20 protein-coding genes are annotated in these 18098 nt (G+C 52.3%); 12 read left to right on the top strand and 8 right to left on the bottom strand.

The window, feature by feature from the left end; all coding sequences use genetic code 11:
- The first annotated feature begins 138 nt into the window (after positions 1 to 138).
- Positions 139 to 1017 carry a hypothetical protein gene (locus EPL04_RS06125; protein ID WP_134670441.1) on the top strand — a complete coding sequence of 293 codons (879 nt, stop codon included), beginning with the start codon at positions 139 to 141 and terminating at the stop codon, positions 1015 to 1017.
- A 504-nt stretch (positions 1018 to 1521) separates the two neighbouring features.
- On the opposite strand, the gene EPL04_RS06120 is transcribed toward EPL04_RS06125, so the two are convergent.
- Positions 1522 to 1863: a hypothetical protein gene (locus tag EPL04_RS06120; protein ID WP_134670439.1), complete on the bottom strand. Its 342-nt coding sequence runs from the start codon at positions 1861 to 1863 to the stop codon at positions 1522 to 1524.
- The gene (locus tag EPL04_RS06115) at positions 1856 to 2239 is read right to left on the bottom strand and encodes a MarR family transcriptional regulator (RefSeq protein ID WP_134670437.1); all 384 of its coding nucleotides are present in this window, start codon (positions 2237 to 2239) and stop codon (positions 1856 to 1858) included. Before EPL04_RS06115 ends, EPL04_RS06120 begins: the two co-directional genes overlap by 8 nt.
- Positions 2240 to 2420: 181 nt before the next feature.
- On the opposite strand from EPL04_RS06115, the gene EPL04_RS06110 reads away from it, so the two are divergent.
- Positions 2421 to 3056: a hypothetical protein gene (locus EPL04_RS06110; protein WP_134670435.1), complete on the top strand. Its 636-nt coding sequence runs from the start codon at positions 2421 to 2423 to the stop codon at positions 3054 to 3056.
- 4 nt (positions 3057 to 3060) lie between these two features.
- Positions 3061 to 3591 carry a hypothetical protein gene (locus EPL04_RS06105; RefSeq protein WP_134670433.1) on the top strand — a complete coding sequence of 177 codons (531 nt, stop codon included), beginning with the start codon at positions 3061 to 3063 and terminating at the stop codon, positions 3589 to 3591.
- Positions 3592 to 3897: 306 nt separating this feature from the next.
- Here the strand turns inward: EPL04_RS06105 and EPL04_RS06100 are convergent, their stop codons facing one another.
- Positions 3898 to 4176 (bottom strand): PadR family transcriptional regulator, encoded by a 279-nt coding sequence (locus EPL04_RS06100; RefSeq protein ID WP_134670431.1) that lies wholly within the window; start codon positions 4174 to 4176, stop codon positions 3898 to 3900.
- Between the two features lie 304 nt (positions 4177 to 4480).
- Positions 4481 to 4624 carry a DUF7563 family protein gene (locus EPL04_RS19510; protein WP_449272291.1) on the bottom strand — a complete coding sequence of 48 codons (144 nt, stop codon included), beginning with the start codon at positions 4622 to 4624 and terminating at the stop codon, positions 4481 to 4483.
- Between the two features lie 609 nt (positions 4625 to 5233).
- Here EPL04_RS19510 and EPL04_RS06095 point away from each other — a divergent pair.
- Together EPL04_RS06095 and EPL04_RS06090 are read left to right on the top strand one after the other, a co-directional pair.
- Positions 5234 to 5413, top strand: coding sequence for an AbrB/MazE/SpoVT family DNA-binding domain-containing protein (locus EPL04_RS06095; RefSeq protein ID WP_134670429.1), 180 nt, complete (start codon positions 5234 to 5236; stop codon positions 5411 to 5413).
- On the top strand, positions 5410 to 6144 hold the full coding sequence (locus EPL04_RS06090; RefSeq protein WP_134670427.1) for a recombinase family protein: 735 nt from the start codon (positions 5410 to 5412) through the stop codon (positions 6142 to 6144). Before EPL04_RS06095 ends, EPL04_RS06090 begins: the two co-directional genes overlap by 4 nt.
- 113 nt (positions 6145 to 6257) lie before the next feature.
- Here EPL04_RS06090 and EPL04_RS06085 read toward each other — a convergent pair whose 3' ends face one another.
- Positions 6258 to 6782: a hypothetical protein gene (locus EPL04_RS06085; RefSeq protein ID WP_134670425.1), complete on the bottom strand. Its 525-nt coding sequence runs from the start codon at positions 6780 to 6782 to the stop codon at positions 6258 to 6260.
- A 59-nt stretch (positions 6783 to 6841) separates the two neighbouring features.
- Between EPL04_RS06085 and EPL04_RS06080 the strand changes: the two genes are divergently transcribed.
- From EPL04_RS06080 to EPL04_RS06055, 7 genes are all read left to right on the top strand, one after another.
- Positions 6842 to 7627, top strand: coding sequence for a helix-turn-helix transcriptional regulator (locus EPL04_RS06080; protein ID WP_134670423.1), 786 nt, complete (start codon positions 6842 to 6844; stop codon positions 7625 to 7627).
- Between the two features lie 701 nt (positions 7628 to 8328).
- Positions 8329 to 8514 (top strand): HalOD1 output domain-containing protein, encoded by a 186-nt coding sequence (locus EPL04_RS06075; protein ID WP_134670421.1) that lies wholly within the window; start codon positions 8329 to 8331, stop codon positions 8512 to 8514.
- 324 nt (positions 8515 to 8838) lie between these two features.
- Positions 8839 to 9027: a hypothetical protein gene (locus tag EPL04_RS06070; RefSeq protein ID WP_134670419.1), complete on the top strand. Its 189-nt coding sequence runs from the start codon at positions 8839 to 8841 to the stop codon at positions 9025 to 9027.
- Positions 9028 to 9435: 408 nt separating this feature from the next.
- A complete protein-coding gene (locus EPL04_RS06065; protein ID WP_134670417.1) occupies positions 9436 to 10710 on the top strand; it encodes a hypothetical protein in 1275 nt (424 codons plus the stop codon).
- Positions 10711 to 10939: 229 nt separating this feature from the next.
- Positions 10940 to 11665, top strand: coding sequence for a hypothetical protein (locus EPL04_RS06060; RefSeq protein WP_134670415.1), 726 nt, complete (start codon positions 10940 to 10942; stop codon positions 11663 to 11665).
- A gap of 365 nt (positions 11666 to 12030) precedes the next feature.
- The gene (locus tag EPL04_RS18690; protein ID WP_167599431.1) at positions 12031 to 12174 is read left to right on the top strand and encodes a hypothetical protein; all 144 of its coding nucleotides are present in this window, start codon (positions 12031 to 12033) and stop codon (positions 12172 to 12174) included.
- Between the two features lie 39 nt (positions 12175 to 12213).
- On the top strand, positions 12214 to 12441 hold the full coding sequence (locus EPL04_RS06055; RefSeq protein ID WP_134670413.1) for a hypothetical protein: 228 nt from the start codon (positions 12214 to 12216) through the stop codon (positions 12439 to 12441).
- A 140-nt stretch (positions 12442 to 12581) separates the two neighbouring features.
- On the opposite strand, the gene EPL04_RS19000 is transcribed toward EPL04_RS06055, so the two are convergent.
- The 3 genes from EPL04_RS19000 to EPL04_RS06045 all read right to left on the bottom strand — a co-directional run bounded on the left by EPL04_RS19000 (position 12582) and on the right by EPL04_RS06045 (position 17934).
- Positions 12582 to 14492: an Eco57I restriction-modification methylase domain-containing protein gene (locus EPL04_RS19000; protein WP_209019581.1), complete on the bottom strand. Its 1911-nt coding sequence runs from the start codon at positions 14490 to 14492 to the stop codon at positions 12582 to 12584.
- Positions 14459 to 16006 (bottom strand): type IIL restriction-modification enzyme MmeI, encoded by a 1548-nt coding sequence (locus EPL04_RS18995; RefSeq protein WP_209019580.1) that lies wholly within the window; start codon positions 16004 to 16006, stop codon positions 14459 to 14461. The genes EPL04_RS19000 and EPL04_RS18995 overlap by 34 nt, the downstream gene beginning before the upstream one ends.
- A 623-nt stretch (positions 16007 to 16629) precedes the next feature.
- The gene (locus EPL04_RS06045) at positions 16630 to 17934 is read right to left on the bottom strand and encodes a hypothetical protein (protein ID WP_134670411.1); all 1305 of its coding nucleotides are present in this window, start codon (positions 17932 to 17934) and stop codon (positions 16630 to 16632) included.
- Positions 17935 to 18098: the final 164 nt, after the last annotated feature.

Genomic DNA, 18098 nt, shown 5'->3' with positions numbered 1-18098 from the left:
TCACTACGACAACGCTCACACGCCGCTGATGCTTTGATAAACCTGGAGTCAGGAACCGTGTTATCCACCGACAAAACCATACGAAGATTTCCCCTACAAGGAGATATAATCAACCAAGTAGAAAGATAACACGACACAATGAGTAAACACCCTCCAGATCCACGCGATCCGAACGACCCGAGGCGACAATCCAGTACTAACGATGCACCTGTCCCGCTCACCCGCGTTGATACCGGCGGATTCACCGATCGTCACTTGGAGAAGTACGGAATCACGAGCGATGAAGCCGCATTCATGAAAGCCGTTGTGAAAGCGATGAACGGTGAACTCAAGGGATACAACCTCACCGAGTCGATGTCATCCACGATCAAAACACTGTACGATATTGACGACAATAAACTCCAAGATCTGGGATATCTGAAACACCATACAGGAGTCGCACGAAGGAGGTATTATACCGTCACACCAACTGGGCAGCGAGCGTGTAGGATGACGAAGAAGCACGGGTTCATGATTGGGGATGCTGGGGACGATACTCCACATCGTGTTGGTGTTGAGCTTACCAGGCAGTACTATGATTCGCGTGATGACGTCCGCCGGGTTGAAGTCTCCCCACGCGAGCAAGGGGGCAGGACAGACTTAGTCATCGTCAACACCGACCTCAATCGCATCGCCACAATTGAGGTGGAGGGAGGACGTGTGAGTGCTGATCCGGGGGTACCTGACAATGCAAGTTCCGGGATTAACGACTATTCGAGCCTTCGACATGACTACCGCGTGTTAGCAGGTGCTGACGGTGAGTCCGTCTGGGTTGTGCGGAATCACGAGATCGCAGCCAATGTGTTACGAGCGTTGGTTGCTGGTGACGGAATTCCCATGACGATCGATCGTAACACGCTCAAAGGCATTGAGATTGGACGGGTGAAGATTGGTGAGTTTAACGACGAACTCGATTTGATGGGAGCGGACGGCATCGATACTATCCTGACGTTCCAGATGTTGCGGAACCGACTCTGACCTGTTCTTATAAACAGGGAGTGTTTCTGGCGGTGTGTAGTTGTACTCTGTCCAATCTGCCTCATTGTATTCCGTTGTTAACCAGTCCTGGCGTAGTATCATATCGAGACATAAGGACGGCTTACCACTATCGTTTCATGAACCTCATCCTATGAAAACCATAATTTTGATTAGAAATATATGCGGTCCTCGGTAATTGGTCTTCAATTCTCAAATTGGGGTTTCCAGGTAGGGTACATGGGAGAGGCAGTCTACCCAACACACCACGTCGTCGTAGGGATAGGAGACCACGTCATCATTGTTGTCACCGGCTACTCCCGCAGGAAGGAACGGCACGACCGCCGGGGCCCCCCGAACGGCGGCAGGCAAACCACCGAAAGAATGGCCGAGTCAACCCACGGGGCGCGGAACTGTGCGGTACGTGCTGGTTCGTTGAGAAACTGTTCGACCGGGTTATTATCCTAACGCGGTCGGGATTCCCGCATCTTCAGGTGAGAGCGGGTGTCAAACTTTGAAGAGGGAGAGGAGGGCTTGTTTCACGAGTTTCTCGCCGTCCTCAGTAAGCTCTCCTGTTTGAGTGGTAATGAGTCCACCAGGAGGGATCGTGTGGAGCGCCCATGGCATAAGGTAATTCGTTTCGTCGAAACTGATTCCTGAGAGGTGTTTGTCTTTGAGTTCTGGTGAGTAGTGATCGTAGTCACCGGCACTTGTCCCGATACACATTACTGTACAGTCACTGGCGCTAAATGGGTGTTTTTCGTGTGAGAGAATAACGACAGGACGTTGTTCGTGGGCACCGGTTGGGTCAACCGCCCAACAGATTGTCCCTATCGGGTATTTACTCATCCTCTAGCTCGGCTTCTAACTCGGCAATTTCGGCGTCAAGCTCGTCTTCGTCCACGTCTTCCGTTGGAGTTCCTACGTATTCTTTGTCTTCGAATATTCTCTCCAGTTGGTCGAGGCTGGCGACGTACCGGCGAAGGTCTTCACGGTGTTCGAGCGCGTGGTAGTGGCTGTCCCGAGTTTTCCCGATGAAGCCGTCGTTGTAGAGCCGGGTGAGCGTTGTGGTGACGGTGCCATGGGGGAGTTCGAGGTGGTCTTCGAGTTCTTTGGGTTTGAAGCCGAGTTCGGTGTTGTTGTAGAGGAATGCGATTATGTCGGATTTGGCTGTCCCGGGCGTGAGTTCGACGTCGGGTTCGTGAGTGTCAAGGTGGACAGGCATGGTTGTGTCTCAATGTAGCTCCTTGTGTCTTATAGTAATTTCGGTGAGGTTCGGGGTCGGTCACATTGGGTAAACGTTGAAATTGAGAATAGATGCCCAATTACCGAGAACTGTATAGAAATCCGGATTTTGTTTCGGGATACGGCTTACATATAACTCGGTAGCACTCTTCGCCGTCCACATGAACACAGACTTTTGGATAAGCGAACTCGGACGATTGTACGAGCGGAGTACCGAAGCCATAGACAACGAACAATCAGACGCTGTCGAACCCCTCACTGACGAATTCAACGAAATACTTTCTCAGCTCAAAGAAGAGTTTCCGGATAACCCAATTGTGATGAACACCGACATAGTCGATTCTCAGACAGAAGGTGTGTCTGGGAAAATGGCCGGAATGAATGCGTACGCCCCTCCACGACGCCGTGACGAAGCGCTGCACGAAATCCGATCGCGGTGCGAGAAAATGGCGAATGCAATCGGGTACGAACTTCCCGAACTAGAAACCGGGACTCGGTCACCGAACCGCATGGTCATGGTATCCGTCGATTCCATACAGAAGAATACACAAGAAGTCCACCAGGACGTCACAGTTGAATCAGTACAAAAGATGATTCAAGCTCTCCCCCGAGCACCTGGAGAGAAAGAAGAACTGCAAGACTTGTTGGACGAGTTCGAAGCAGAAATCGAAGGTGAGCAGGATGAATCCCGACTCCGACAACTCCTATCGAAAGCGAACGAAATTAGCACTGACGTTGCCGCACAGATGGCAGTATTTGGACTGAAACACGGCGCGACGGCAGTACTCGGGTTGTGATTGTATGCCAGCAACACAGACAATCAACGTTTTCGATGGGTTAGAGATATGCGTCGAACCCGTCGAAGAGCCTGACCCTGTGTACTTCACGAGCAACGAGCCCGAATTCGAAGTCCACCTGCGAAACAACGACGCAAAGTACGAATTCTCAGAGGACAGCGCGTTTCGATGGACTATTGAAACCAACCCGATGCAAGTCGTCCATACCGGAGAAGTTGAGTTTGGGCCGTTAGACCACGGTGAAGAAACGACGGTCACTGTAGGTGGGCGAGTTCTCGCGTACGAGGGACACGGTGTATTCGGAATTTCAACCGCTGGTGCGTCCGGGAAAAGCGGCTCTGATCGATGGGAGCTGACTGCGGGCAGAGAACGTTCAGCTGACCCAGCGTATAGTTTCAGCGTATGGGACGAATCTGATTACAATGCGTCTATTCGACGCCCAAAACGATTGCAGCTAGCTATGTTCGGCACATCGGTGGTATTGATTGTATTCGCACTAATCCAAATCCTACTTGCAATGGGTTTCATCGGGTAGACTTGGGAGATATCGGCTCTTCTTTAGAGATTTGTTCGTATGAATTTACTGTACACTACACATGCAATACGTACCTTTTTCCGCCTCGGGATTCCTCGCTTCGCTCGGAACCGCTCGGCGCAAAAATCTACGCTAAAAAGGCCGCTCGCTCCCGGTGGTCGCTCGCGGGTGCATTCCTTGCGACCCAACCGTAGCGGCAACTCCTTGCTCTGTACTTGCCACGAGTTTCACACCCAACTCTGAATAAAGAAACTGTACTACCAACTACTGTTATAGTGAGAAATGAGAAGGGGCCAATCAAATCTATTATACGTCTTCGATATACTGACTCTCCCACTCATGGCGGGCCTCAAGTTCTCTATATCCCCGATCAGTGATCGTATATGAATTCGTCCGTTTGTCGAGTGAACCTTTCTCAACCAGCCCTTTTTCGACGAGCGTATCGAGATTTGGGTAGAGCCGTCCGTGGTTTATCTTTGTTTCGTAGTAGTTTTGGAGTTCATCTTTTATCGCCAAGCCATGAGGCTCTTCATGGCCAGCAATGACGTACAGCAAGTCGCGTTGGAAGGCTGTGAGATCATACATGAGAGTGAATTTCTCGCTCACAAGGATAAAACTGCTCGTTTAGAGTGGGACTCTATCGACGATCTTCCGCGATCAGCGCTGGATCTCGACTGGATCTTCCGCCAGTAGATATGCGTCTGGATTTCCTTCTTCATGAACACAGAGCCCCGCTTGAGTAAACGCCACTGCCAATCGTGGTGCATGTCCAGCAGGGGCGGGGATGTGACCGTGTTCAAGGCCGTGAGCTGGAAGAACGAATTCAGATACCATAGGATTGTTTCTTGGAGAGACTACTTCTGGTCATAGGAGCCTGCAATGTGAATTGTCACGGCTCTTCTGTTGACTCGCCATCCGAGATCTCGGCGTAGGTCATACAGGAGGGACATCCGTGGATGTTATTCTCATCAACGGCAAAGACACGGACGAACGTTGAGGTAACGTGACTTCCACAGTTGGAACATTCCGGCATATTGATCTGTTCGTTTCGCTGTTTAGGATTTAGCATGCTTGAGTGTTACGTAGTTTCCCTGTACTGAACGCAGACGGTCTCATACCTCTCCTGTTCTAAGGTTTTCAACAGAGCCATTGTAGTGAGTCAACACTCAAATCACGACCGGACAGACGTCAACAGAAACTCACCACTGTATATGCCGACTGGCAGACAGTCGTCAACACGCCCCAGAGGGGCCTCATTTGCCTGAACTCGTAGGTTTACTGCCATTGGCACGAACTCGTGTAGATACTCATGTACACGAGTACGTACATTTGCACGTACTCAGCTCTGTACACAAGCCTGTACTGGAATGCATACACAACCACGAACGGACGGACTTACGAATATACGAACTCGTGTACACCCTGTCACTAGCGTTATTTTCATTTGGGATCCGCGGTGTCATCCCCGTTGCTCTCCTGAGAAACCGCACAGACTGTGCAAATGATTCTAGCCAATCCGTGATGCTAGGTATGCGGATTAAGATGGTACTCTGGGTGTGTGAGCTCCCGGGGCACCGGACACACCACACCCGCCTGCGTATCTTGCGCTTAAGTGTGTGCAACGCGTTGTACAACATAGGAGATGCCACGAACTACCGTCACAACCACCACCTACACGGGTGAAGATGGTCACAAACGCACCCAATACCGAACCACCATCCCGAAACAACTCGCGGAGACCTTCGACATGGAGGACACCGAACTCGAATGGAAAATGGGAGGGGCGTCAGACAAACTCGAAATCCAGATCATCGAAGAATGACCGACACCCCGAGAACACTGTACGTCGTTCGGCAGTCCCAAGGTGAAGACGACGACACTGCCAGCCTCCGCCTGCAGCGAAAGGTCGTTCCGCGACTCGCACGGAACCTCACCAACGACTGGAACGCAGTGGACTCCGTGGACCTCGGCGTACACACCGGGTTCAGCATCCACTCACGCGACCGTGACGCGTCACGCATCGATGCTAACCCCAACGTAACCGACGCCGTTCAACGCGTGGAGAACGGCGTGTACGAGTACATCGTGGCGTGGGACGACACGCGGCTTGCCCGAGATGATTACTTCGCAGAGTGGAAGCGCTCTGCGAAGTTGGGCGGGGCGGAGTTCGCGTTCTACGAGGAAGCCGACGTCGGATCGCTTACACACGGTGTCCGGCGGAAGGTTGAGGAGCACGTCAAGAAAGACGAGCTCAAGAAAGCGCTGGCTGCATGGACTGATCGAGAGGAAGAGGGGAAGTGGAACTACCCGGCACCGACTGGGTTAGAGTACGACGGTTCTCGGGATTACTTGCAACCGGGCGACGGGTTCTACTCGTGCTTGCAAGTGATTACGATGCGTGAGGCAGGTGAGTCTTGGACAGCGATCGCGGACCGGACTGGTGTCCCGCGCTCGACCGCTCGGAACATCTACGACCGGAAGGGCGTGTACACGGTGTTCGTGGATAGGGCCGGTGTCGTGTATTCGTCGCAACCAGTGCCAGCAAACGCCTGAACTTACCACTCTCACTGCGTCACACCGGGTTTCACGCCCACGAGAGACGATCCTCCGTTTTGCATAGACCCCCATCTATGAAAACTGGATCGCGGTAGGACAGGTCTCACCAGTCATGGGTCGAACCCGATTTCCAAATCTACCTTCTGCCGCACACCCATCGGGTCAATGTACTCCATCGTCTCCGATTTGATGAACCGACTCACCGGCCCCGGCCGCGGTCCCCAATGAACAACCGCGACATCGAACCCAGATTCAAATACTTCCCCCGCAACGAAGTTCACCAGTCCAGCGACGAGCAATGCAGTCCACCAATCACCCGGGGACACGAGAATAACAGCTGCGACCGGCAGCGACGCGTACATCGTGAACGCCGGAATGTTGTACACCTTCGACGTTTTGACGTTGAGGAGATACGCGGCCATGCCGTACAACCCGAGTAACAACCCGATGTCACCATACCACACGAGCGACCGCGGGACCTGATCTAAGCTTAGGAACGACACGTTCAACGCAATCACGTTCGTGAAGACAGTAACTCGACTGACGTAGTATTTCTCAACCGCGATACCCACGAATAGCAAGGCAAATACCGGAAGGTTCGCACCGAAAACCCGGACGAGCGCGTCAATCAGCATGATATGAGTGTTTGAGACGATACACTAATTCTTTACCAGAGATACGTCCAATGAAGGGTATGATTGATGCGATTACTAATCTCGCCCCTGTCATCAACGCCGTTTCGACTGTAGTTCTCGTAATTGTTACCGGCGTGTATGCATACCTGACGTGGGGCATGGTCCGTGAAACCCGGCGGGCAAGGAAGCAAGAGGTAACCCCGGTGATGAATCTGGATGTCGAACCGTTTTCCATCGGCGCGTGGGCACCGAAAATTGAGAATATCGGGAATGGGCCTGCAATCGACGTGAACGGGACAGTGAAACTCCACCCTGACGGTGAGGAGCACGAAATTCAGACGAAGAACATCCCGTCCGGTGATTTCACTGGGTCGCTATCACCGAACGTCTCTGAGAATACGCACGAGGAGTACGAGTCGCTGGTCGTGGAAGGGTCGTACAGGGATGTGTTCGGTGATCGTGACACGTTCAAGGAGACGTACGAGTTAGATCTCTTAGCGAAGCTCGACGGTGCAGATTCTATGATGAAACGCGACCAGCAGGAACGTCATTTACGGAGTATCGACAATCACCTCAAGTCGATCGCGGGGAGTATCGAGATGGACGGGTTGGAGAAAGTTCTGAAGATGGAGTCACGTGGCCGCCTGTTGGAAGAGCTAAGAGAACATGACTCGCTCACTTTGAGAGAATTAGCATCACAGACCGGGATGACACCGTTTGAGATAGGTGTGGATTTGACGTGGCTGAATGAAGCGGGAGCAGTTGAGTACGATGTTGACCGGGGCGAGATTTTCGATGAAGAGAATCTTGACGTTGAGATACGGGTGGAAGGAGGAAATGGTTGAGAACGGGTACGGGATGGCCGTACCAGGACGACCGTGACGATTGGGAAGATCCGCAGAAAGTCGAAACCGACGACTGAGTCACTACCCCCGGGTAGATTACTTGGTGTCGTCTACGGGTCTTCGGCTACCCCGTCCATCGAGAGTCCACCGTCACTGATCCCCTCACCGTCGTTGGACTCCTCGTTGCTTACCATGCCTTCATATTGACCTGTCCAAGGTAATTGATCACAAGGACCGACGTCCCTGCCTCGCAGCACTGTGCACCTGTCGGTCAGACCAGTAACCGGATTAGCAACGATCCACGGCCGTGTAGCAGCAAATCAGTAAGAAACCCGAACGCTCTTACGAGCATAATACGAAACCCAGTTGCGCACACAAGTGCGCGTTGAGAGGGGACGTAGCCTGCAAGCAAGCATCCCCTCTCGTTGCGGCTCCCGTGTGGGAGCATCCCGGAATTGATGTCCGTGCAGTATAGACTTGTCGACACAGTAGGCAGACCAGCAGTCCCCGGGGAGCTTCGATACGGACAACTCAACGGAGCAACCCATGAAATTCAAATTTACATGCTCAGAATGCGGGGCAGAGATCGACCACTCATCAGCGACTGAAGGGGAACTGGACGGTACAGTACCGTGTGATTGCGGCGCTCAATACGCCGTGACAGTCACGCTTCTCTGTTCACAACTATCATGACAGGAGTAGTGGACGAGATTATCACGCAAGCGGCAGCGAAAACCGGGCGGGACGTAGAAGAACTACCACCGCTTCACGAAACCATAGATGCTGATGCGCTCGAAACGATTGCTGACGATGTTCTCCGACTCGAATTCGAATACGTTGGCGTCACGATTGTGATTCAACACGGGACTGTTAGACTACACGAGTAACCGGTGGGTTCGTAGCACGGCGCATCTGGTTCACTCCCGTGGAGTTCGTCGATGACCCGCAACCGAAGATACCGCCGACCGCGGGTTCACGTACGTCCGTTAACGTTCTCAAGGGGGCACAGGACCGTTCGCGTGTTCTTCCGGGGCTGAGTACGTGCGCAGGTACGTACCCGGGTACGTGGCCATGTACGTGCTCGTGTACACCAGGAATCACGCACGCGAGTCCATCCGTCCGTACTCACATGAGTCCATCCGACCGGGCGAAAAGAAGCGGATTACTCAGGAACGTGGAGAACTATGGGGATCGCCACGACACTACCACGCATGGCCGCTTCCGAGGACCCGATCAAGGAGATCAAGGATAGCCGGAATGCGATTGACGACATCCTGTCGGTGATGCACCGCCGCCAGCACTTAGACGACGACACTCGCTCGCTCGAAGTAGAACTGCAGACGCTCATCGAGCGTGAGTTCGAACGCATCGACCGCGCCGTAGCTGACTTGGACGAGTAACCAACTCACGGGAGGGCGTCCAGATGCACTAATATTAACAGTAGATAGTAGCACGATTTCTTTATTCAGACTCTCACCTGAAACTGAAGCAGGCGATTCGGTAACTACACATGCGAATCTAACGCTGTACTTCCCTCAGTCATGTGTAATGTTGTGAAGTCGTGCTGAATACAGGGCGCGTATCTCTCACAGAACGATTCTGAATCAAGACGGGTCAAATCGTTTAGTCCAGTAGATACAGTGACCGGCCATATCCAAATTGAGTAAATATAGATAACTTGGAGTAGGTAGAAGAAGTCAGAACTGTAAACATGGAGAGGATAAGACATGGTCGCTGTTGATCTTCCGGATTGGTGGGTCCGTCACGTCGCTTTAGAGCGTTTTGACTGTCGCTCTTTTTTCACCTCGGTGAACTGGATAGAATATGATTTGGAGCTGGATGATGGCGATTTAAGCGTTATTGATGATGCTGAGGTCTTGATTACTGGTCCATACATCGTATATGACGAGGTGGACCCTATCTCTGTAACACAGCGGATGGCGAGAGGTATTGGTGGCAGCTACTTTGAGCCGCTTATGGAGAATACGTTGGGTGAGGGCCGTCTGAGTAGTAATTCCTTTCCCCAGCCAGGAAACCCTATTAAGACCGCAGACCCGATTACTTCTCTCTCACCGATGGTTTTCGTGAGACACGGAGATGACATCTACCAGTGGGAGGTAGCTGAGCTTCGAAAAGGCATCTTAGCGGGGCAGAAGGGTAGGTTTCCGCACCGGGAGAGAAGCTTCCAAGTTTCAGATAAATTTCCCGAACTCTTCTACCGAGCTCAAAGGAAGCATCAGGAAATACACCACGTCCGTAATCAGGTTGATTCAGGAGATATCTCGAAGGAGAATGGTCGTGAACAGATGCAAGATCTGTACGACCAACTCCAGAGTATCTATCAGGAATACTATGATGACATATACAAATATTCTCAGGAGCGGCTTTCAAAGTACGAAGATAAGCCGAAGCCGCGTGAGCCGCCTACTCTGACGGGTATTGATCGAGCTGTAAGAGTGGATGAAGAAGGGAATGTGCATGGGAAAACCAGTGTTGAAGCTCTTACGTACCGGTCGGCTGTTCAGAAGGCATTGGAAGCCCGATGCGCTCATCAGGATTTAAAAGAAGATCCTCAGGTAGGGTATATTGAGAGTGAATTGGAGCATTCTGCCACGGCGATAATTCTTTCTGTTCAGTCCTTGGAAGCGTACATCAACGGTGTTGCTCAGGAGGAGTTGCCTGATTACTGGGAGAATCTTGAGAAGACAAATATCCGTGCGAAGTGGCAGACGGTCCCGCATCTTGTAACGGGTGAGAAAGTGTTTGAGCCAGGTGAAGCAACGTTCGGCAAATTTACTCGGGCGGTTACCTGTCGGAATCAACTTGTCCATTTCAAGAAGGAGACAGAGGAGTTCGTTGAGAGGGATGACTATGGCTACGTGAGTCCGGTCATCGAGTATGCGAACCACAGAGAAGCGTACAAAGCGGTCTCTGGTGTGAAAGAGATGATTGAGCAGTTTTCGGAGGCAAGAGACGAAGCAACTCCTGATTGGGTCACCTCCAATCTCTGGATACACGGTAAGGACTCAGGCGCGATCGATGGTCCCCTCGACTTCGAATACTGGACCTCAGAGAATGAATAGAAGAATTTATTATATTTCATTTAGTAATTGGCTGATTTAATAGTTTAGGAAGGAAATAAATATGATCATTGTGTTGTCTACATCCTCTGTATCCAGCAAGCGGCAGCTGGCAGAGTCTAAGCAGATTACCTTGGCACGTGCAAGATAGAACGCGCATGTTTAGCTCTGAAAGTAAATGATTCAGTTTCTGTAGCAGGATTTATAGAACATACCTGAGGATGAATACAGTATGAATGACGAAGGAGATGAAAAGGCCGCGATCATCCAGGGGGAATTTCATCTTTCTACAAAGGACGCAAACCGACTTGTCAACCGAGAATTAGAGGAGTGGGACGCAATCCTCGTTGAGGGACGGGAACCGGTATACTCTCTAGAAAACGCTCGATTAGGATTCTGGTATTACGCGATTGGTGCCATCTTCACTCGGACATTGGTGAGGGCGATTCATAGAGTAAAAGGAAAGCTGGGAATCGCCAAGAACGATCCATTGGAGAGCGCCGAGATTGATACGAATAACCGCATTGACGCTAATCATCGTGAGATCTGGAATTTCACGAATAGGTGGATCAGGTGGGGTTCGCTTCTTCTCGCCGCAGGTGCCTCACTATGGGCCCTGATGAACCCCAATTTTTTGGACAACTGGAATAATGTCTTCTTTGCCACCTATCATTCAACCCTCTTCTTCTATCCTTTTCTACCTATGTTGCTGCATATTGTTACAGTAGTCAACCCAACGAATTCTCGAAAAAGAAATGAGGTGATGTGTGATTCCATCGTGAACCATTCCTATGAGCAGGGTCATGACAGGTTATTGATTTTGGTGGGGGAGATGCACAGAGAAGGAGTCAGCAATCAATTGGAAAACCGAGGATGGAAAATCAACTCCAAACCGACGCACAGCAGGGTCGGCAGGGTGATTTCTCACATCTACCGTAAGTTCGGCAATTGGGGCTGAATATGGCGTGGCTCTAACGAACACTTGCTGACTACCCCCTCTGTATCCAGCACACGGTTCTTGACAACCTCGGGGTATATCCTACTCCGTAACGTTACATCAGTCCCCTGTACTTACCGCGATTTTCACGCCCCGCACTGAATAAAGAAATCGTGCTACCAACTAATGTTAACGCTCCGGAGAGGTCGCAGGGCCGTTCGTGTGTTCTCCGGGGTGTGTGGACATGCGCAGGTACGTGGCCGTGTACGTACGCGTGTACATCCGTCCGTACCTGACCGAGTCCGTTCGACCGCCCGTACTCACGTACGCATCCTCCAGTGGACACGTATCCTTACGTTATCCCGCCCGACAACTTACCAACACACATGCCATTCCCGAAACCCGTCCCCCGACTCTCCCATGAGGAATACCGAACGTTCCTGGAAGAACTGGATGCGTTCGAAGCTCCCGAGGACATGGAAGCGAGCATCGACCGGCACCGTGAAGCGGTCAGGGGTGCGGACGAGTAACAGAACGATTTACGTTACTAACGACACACGACCCCAAGTGTGCAACAGGCAGGCGAAGGCGACCGCATCCGGATCGACATCCCCGACGAAGCAGACATAGACCACGATCTGCACGGGGAGCACGGTGAGGTCGTGACTGTGCTTCGTGACGACGCCGCGTCCGTGACTGGAGTTGATGCAGACAGTCGGCTGTATCGAGTCGATTTGGATTCCGGTCGGACGGTGGACGTCCGTGGGCGTGACGTGCGCCCGCCGATAGACGACTAACCAGCGCGTGCAGGCCGGTTTTCGCGGGATTACACGCTCTCGCACCAGGTTCGTGCCGACGTGAGCCGGTTTAGATACCCTGCAGCACTACCGTTTGGTTGCGTGCGTGATAATGCGCCCGAGCGGGAGGAGGGGATCCGTCAGTACGAATCCAGTGATTCGTCTTCCGGTCCGTGCCGCCCGTACTCCGAATGGTAGTTCTGCACGAACTCGATCGTCGGTTCCGGTAACCCGTACATCTCACCGAGTACTGCGTCCGCTTCCTCGATGATCGGTTTCTGCAGGTCGTAATTCTCGAACTCTTCATTACTCGGGTTGAACCCGCCCTGCATCTTCTCCCACAACCGATCAGAAATATCCATGATTTCGTCACGGTGCTCCTCAAGCGCATCCCGCGACGGCAACGGGAACGCGCGTATCTCACCGAGATTTAAGTGGAACATGTCGCCGTACGCGCACCAGTACACGTAGAAAATCGACGACGAAACACCGAGAAACGCAGCACGAGCCTCCAACTCATCCTCGAAATACAACGGGTAATTGTCTGTTGACTCGTATAACTCGGTCAGCATCGGGTTCGTGAAGTAGTCCATCCCACGCCGCCGCCAAATCACATGCCCAGTGTCAGAATCCTTCTCCCGGTGCTGAATCAGATTCTCGTCAGGCTGGTCCTTCAGTGTTTGTAGCAGCGTCTCAATGTCCTGTAACCCGATTTTCGGGACTGCGATGTGATTCTCTTCACCGTCAATCCCGTCCTCCCGAAGGATAAACCCGTTAATCGGCCGGTCAGGGGTATTTTGGAACCTCCGGTCACGGTCTTTCTCGTTGTCGAATCGGACGAACTCGCTCGTTCGAATATCCCCGTCCGATTCCTTGTCCTTCCGCCCGGACAGGATGCTGACGCGTACTTCGGCACCGGAGAACACTTTCGATGGTCGTTTTCCAAACGCGGCGACGCGCGTGGTGTCCAGGTAATCCCTCCACACGTCCTGCATCTCGCTCATCTGCGCTTTATACAGGAGTTTCGCGGTTGTGACGTTACCAAAGGACCCGTCGTCAGTAAGCAGCTGTAACTGTCTCTCCACGAACGGGGCAGCGATATCTGACTCGGACATCGTGTACGTCGCCGTCAACACGTCTTCCGATTCGCTCATAATATCCCCGTACGGCGGGTTTCCGAGGATCAAGTCGAAGTGGATGTTGTACTCCGTTCCGTCCTGTTCCGCTACTTCCGGGAATTCAACCGGCCAGTGGAACGCGCGGCCGAGTATGTCGCCCATGTCGATCCGGAGGGGTTGCCGGTGAACCTCAGTGAATTCGAACTCTTGGTCAAGCACCTCGCGGAGTTTCTCACCGAGTACTTCCTTCACCGTCCCGTCGATGTCCCGGCGCTTTAAATCCGATTCAACGTCTTGAACGTCCATCCGTCCGGATTTCTTGTACGGTTTGAACCCGACCTCGTCCAGCAATTCTTTGTCTTCATCGGTGAACGCGTCACGATCGGCGCGGCGGACCTGGATGGACTCAACTGCCGGATACAACGCACCTTCGTCGATCGCGTCAACGACGCGGTCCCATTCGCTCGCGGTTTCAATCTCTGTTTCCACCGTGTGATTCAATCGTTCAAGGAACGACGAGTCAACGTGCGGTTGGATCTCTTCGCGGTAGAACGCGTCAATATCTCGCGGGTCGCCTTCGTCTTCGAACTTGTACCGTTCACGCATCTTCGCGTACTCCTCAACGTCTTCATTCCAGATTCCCATCGACTCAACGAGTCCTTTGATCGGGAGTCCAACGAGGGAGTTCCCATCGCTGATGTTCACGTCGATGTTCGGGAGTTTCCCGAATTCCGGTTCCCAACTGTTCCCTTCAACGATTTTAAGCCAGATGCGGAGTTTCGCTATCTCAACTGCGACCGGGTCAACGTCCACGCCGTACACGGTGTGGAGCGCCAAGTCACGCTTCGTTTCGTACTTTTCCTCTGGTTCCGGGTCATCACCGCGGTTCAGGCCACGCATTAACGATTCCTGCGCCCGGTAAATCTCGTCCATGCCGCTCGTGAGGAAGTGCCCGGACCCGCAGCCGGGTCAAGTAGCGTTAACTCGGTTAACGCGTTCAACGACGCTTCAATCGCTTCTGGTGTCCCGTACATCCCTTCGCCGTTCTCGATGCGGCGGAGAATCTCCGACAAGTCTTTCTCCTCCATGTTCGATCGGAGGAATTCGGCTTCGTCGTCGTCGCTTGCAGCTGCGTCAACGAACGTGTTGGTGAGCACCGATTTGATTTTCGGGTCCACTGCACGCCGGTTCACCAGGTCTGTAACGTCGTTCGGTGTGTAGTACGCGCCGATATCTTTCTGCGTTCGTTCCTGCTCGATGTGGTTAATCGTTTTCTCGAACACACTCCCGAGCACGCGAGGGTCGAACCCGCCACCGTTCAACTCTAACTCACTCCCTTCAATCAAATCGGAGATGATCGTCGGGAGAATTCGGTCAACGACAGTGTACTCGTATTCCCGGTCCACGTTCCCGCGGAATAACCCGCCGTTCAGGTACTCAACGTCGGTGAACCATGCATCCTCGTCACGGTATTTCGGGTCGCGTTCGGGCTTCGGGACGTTCAGCAGCTTGTAGAATAACGGTTTGATCTGCGATTCGTACAGGTTCCCGGCGAACTGGGTTTGATGTGATTCGTATTCAGAAACCCTGTCGCGCAGGAACCCGTCGTTAAGCACACCGCGGGTTTCCAAGAATTTGATGAACAGTAACCGGTTCATCAACGTGATTGCGAACAACCGTTCGTCGCGTTCCGTTGCTCCGTCCGGGGCCCGAATATCGTCCATTAGTGACGTGTCGTAGCCGTACTCGTCGGATTCCCCGAACAGTAATTCGATGTATAGTTCGAAGAATTCTTCCACGTCACGCTTCCGTTCGTCCCGAATTTCTCGCGGTGCAGTGTCCGCGAGGAACGGTTCAAGGTTCTCAAGCGCGAACGTGTCTTCGAATTTGGTGAGGATCTCGTCTACGTCAGCGGGTTCGGACACGGCAGCACTGGCGAGAACACCTGCGTCACGGGCGAGTTCAACGATCGCCGGGCGAAGGTTGATGCGTGCGACCTCGGGGTATTCGGTGATGTCACCGCCTAATTCGATTTTGTAAATCACCCATTCGATGCCGTCGGTGATGATGCCGTAGTCGGCGTCGATGGATTTCCGGTCCAGGTAGTCTTTAATTTCTGATTCGGCTTCTTCGACGTTGTTGACGGGTTTGTTCTCCCCGATTACATCAACAGAGAGACCGGTAAGTGCGAAATCAGGCCAGACGACACGGTCACCGGCTTCACCGTACGGTTGTTCTTCGTGTTCTAACCCGAGTTCGGTGAGGAGTTCGTAGATCAGGTGGTTTTCAGTGAACGTTTCAGGGCGTTGGCCGACGTCGGCACTGGTGAGGGATTTGTTCCCTGCGAGCGTGTCTTCAACGTCGTGGGTACTGTCAAGACGACCGTTGAGATCCGCAATAAAGTCGGATAGAACGGATTTGATTCCCTTTGGTGGAGTGTCCGGCATGTGAGTATATGCGTGCCGACACAGTCAGGGGGTAAAATTCCTGTGTGTTCTATAACGGAGGCGTGGGTTACCGTATCTGTCGGTCTTCCCCTCACATGAGTCGCCTACGAGTACATCATGACTCCGGAAAATCTCTCCCGTGCCGTCCAACGCGAGGCCGCTGACCAGCTTATCAACACCGACGCTGACACTGCGCCGAATCGAGTGGAGTGCCGTGGAGCGGTGCTGAACACTCTGTACCTATAGGGAGATCCAAGATCCGCTGTGGAGGCGTGGTGGACGAGCAAGCCGATGAACCATACAACACATGTGATGACCGGCGCGGAGGGAGAAGTCCACTACGGCCGCCTCGCTTCCACGTTACTGGGGAACACTTTGTAGAGCACGCTCACTCTCTCATATCACTTACCCCGCCCGACCATCACATGTGAGCGTGACGGTGCTTGTACAGTTCGAACGTACCATCTTAGAACCTAGGAAAACTATTAACGACACACTCTTGCTTCGAGGTGTACTGTTCGAATGTGGCGGTAATTATCCACCAAACGTTCATGTTATTCGCCCCTCTTCTGAACTATCTTCTTTTACAGAGAGAAACAGCGAACACTACCGGCCAATAAACATCATTCTGAGTTTAATTCTTCCCCTCCATCTGTAATCGTTTCTATCGGTCTAGTGATTTGGTCAGTCTCCGTTTTAATAGCGTTCTCTTCCGGTTGGCCATCGAAATCGCCATTGGAAAATTTCTCCAGAACACGCTGTCGATCGTCATCAGTTACTGCATTCATAGCCTGACGGCTCGGACCTGTGACGTCGTCGTACTGGTTAGGGAATTTTGAGCGCACGATCCGATTATCGAGAAGTGGTTGATCAATCTGGTTAGGAGATATATTGGCGTCACTGCAGAACTCATGGACGTGCTTCACCGCTTCATCAATCCACTCTTCGTCTGGTCTTGCTTCTAACGCTCCGTTCGTCCCGGTATAGCGAAGCATCAGCCTCCCGTTGTGGGCCCCGTATTTGAAGTTAGGGGCCTCTCCGGCCAATTCCATCAGTTCATAACAGTAATCGTTACTTGGTTTTTCCTCAAAGACATTATCTCGAACCTGATTATAGTCAACACCAGCCGCAGACACCTTTGATCGAGCCCGAACTGCATCTCTGAGATATTCCACGCGATCTTCCTTGTCCATCAAATACCAATCAAGGCTAGAGTCTATCTCCTGATTTTGAACCAGTTCTTCTGCTCGTTCCGGTGTTGCATATACTCCATCACTCGTCTCTACGGACACGAAGCCGAGACGTTCGATAACACGATCTGCGAAGTCATTTCGAACGTCCTCAGAATGCACATCTAGTACCCTATCGACAACTTCTCTAATTGTCTTGATATTGTAGTAATCACGATCGTCAGTCTTCTTCAACTGTTCAACGACAGCACCAACCCGATCTTCAGAAACCATGTCTACGCCATCCTGCAACTGTTCGTAGTAGCGGCGAACACGGGCTGCTTGGCCACCATCCCGGTATTCGTCCAATGCGACTGCTACGTATTCACCGATCACGCCTCGAACCTTTCCCTCTTGATCGTAGACGTATTGTTCGAGTGCATCCTGTACATCCTCGGCAACCCGATACGTGAGCTTGACCGTTTCACTACTGGTGGAGGTGTGATTCCCGTTCAATGAAGAACCGTCAGTCAGGAGTCCCACCTCATCTAAATCAGCACGCAAGTCAGCTTCGAGTTCATCCAGATCGTCACGGAAACGTTCCGGTCGATATCGTGGTGGGAGATACTCAAGGATTGCCTGCTCTGCGTTTCGGCCCTTATCGCCGCCGTTTACGTGTCCTTCTCGCTCACACCAGTCATCGAAGTCAGTTACGGCTGTCGCCGGAACCTGCCGGCTCAACTGTGGACGACGACTCATCTGACCCACCACCTCAACACTCGTAGACGATTACGGAGTGAACCAAGCTGGTTCTTTTCTACTTCTTCTCGAATCCAGCTAGTAGTAAGTAATCGATATGGTCCTTTACAGAAAGAAGAAGGCAGGCAACCTCTCGGCAATGGCTTCCGGTCGTTGAGGAACGA

The sequence above is a fragment of the Halorussus marinus genome, from assembly GCF_004521895.1.
GTDB classification, from domain to species: domain Archaea; phylum Halobacteriota; class Halobacteria; order Halobacteriales; family Haladaptataceae; genus Halorussus; species Halorussus marinus.
Note: the sequence above shows the minus strand (reverse complement) of the source record. Positions and strands in the feature narration are given on the sequence as shown.

What these genes read in the sequence shown, in the direction of transcription:
- EPL04_RS06105 (WP_134670433.1), top strand. Translation starts at nt 3,061, where the DNA reads ATGCCAGCAACACAGACAATCAACGTTTTCGATGGGTTAGAGATATGC.
- EPL04_RS06060 (WP_134670415.1), top strand. Translation starts at nt 10,940, where the DNA reads ATGAATGACGAAGGAGATGAAAAGGCCGCGATCATCCAGGGGGAATTT.
- EPL04_RS18690 (WP_167599431.1), top strand. Translation starts at nt 12,031, where the DNA reads ATGCCATTCCCGAAACCCGTCCCCCGACTCTCCCATGAGGAATACCGA.
- EPL04_RS06110 (WP_134670435.1), top strand. Translation starts at nt 2,421, where the DNA reads ATGAACACAGACTTTTGGATAAGCGAACTCGGACGATTGTACGAGCGG.
- EPL04_RS19510 (WP_449272291.1), bottom strand. Translation starts at nt 4,624, where the DNA reads ATGCCGGAATGTTCCAACTGTGGAAGTCACGTTACCTCAACGTTCGTC.
- EPL04_RS06090 (WP_134670427.1), top strand. Translation starts at nt 5,410, where the DNA reads ATGACCGACACCCCGAGAACACTGTACGTCGTTCGGCAGTCCCAAGGT.
- EPL04_RS06115 (WP_134670437.1), bottom strand. Translation starts at nt 2,239, where the DNA reads ATGCCTGTCCACCTTGACACTCACGAACCCGACGTCGAACTCACGCCC.
- EPL04_RS06070 (WP_134670419.1), top strand. Translation starts at nt 8,839, where the DNA reads ATGGCCGCTTCCGAGGACCCGATCAAGGAGATCAAGGATAGCCGGAAT.
- EPL04_RS19000 (WP_209019581.1), bottom strand. Translation starts at nt 14,492, where the DNA reads ATGGACGAGATTTACCGGGCGCAGGAATCGTTAATGCGTGGCCTGAAC.
- EPL04_RS06100 (WP_134670431.1), bottom strand. Translation starts at nt 4,176, where the DNA reads ATGTATGATCTCACAGCCTTCCAACGCGACTTGCTGTACGTCATTGCT.
- EPL04_RS18995 (WP_209019580.1), bottom strand. Translation starts at nt 16,006, where the DNA reads ATGCCGGACACTCCACCAAAGGGAATCAAATCCGTTCTATCCGACTTT.
- EPL04_RS06095 (WP_134670429.1), top strand. Translation starts at nt 5,234, where the DNA reads ATGCCACGAACTACCGTCACAACCACCACCTACACGGGTGAAGATGGT.
- EPL04_RS06125 (WP_134670441.1), top strand. Translation starts at nt 139, where the DNA reads ATGAGTAAACACCCTCCAGATCCACGCGATCCGAACGACCCGAGGCGA.
- EPL04_RS06085 (WP_134670425.1), bottom strand. Translation starts at nt 6,782, where the DNA reads ATGCTGATTGACGCGCTCGTCCGGGTTTTCGGTGCGAACCTTCCGGTA.
- EPL04_RS06080 (WP_134670423.1), top strand. Translation starts at nt 6,842, where the DNA reads ATGATTGATGCGATTACTAATCTCGCCCCTGTCATCAACGCCGTTTCG.
- EPL04_RS06045 (WP_134670411.1), bottom strand. Translation starts at nt 17,934, where the DNA reads ATGAGTCGTCGTCCACAGTTGAGCCGGCAGGTTCCGGCGACAGCCGTA.
- EPL04_RS06120 (WP_134670439.1), bottom strand. Translation starts at nt 1,863, where the DNA reads ATGAGTAAATACCCGATAGGGACAATCTGTTGGGCGGTTGACCCAACC.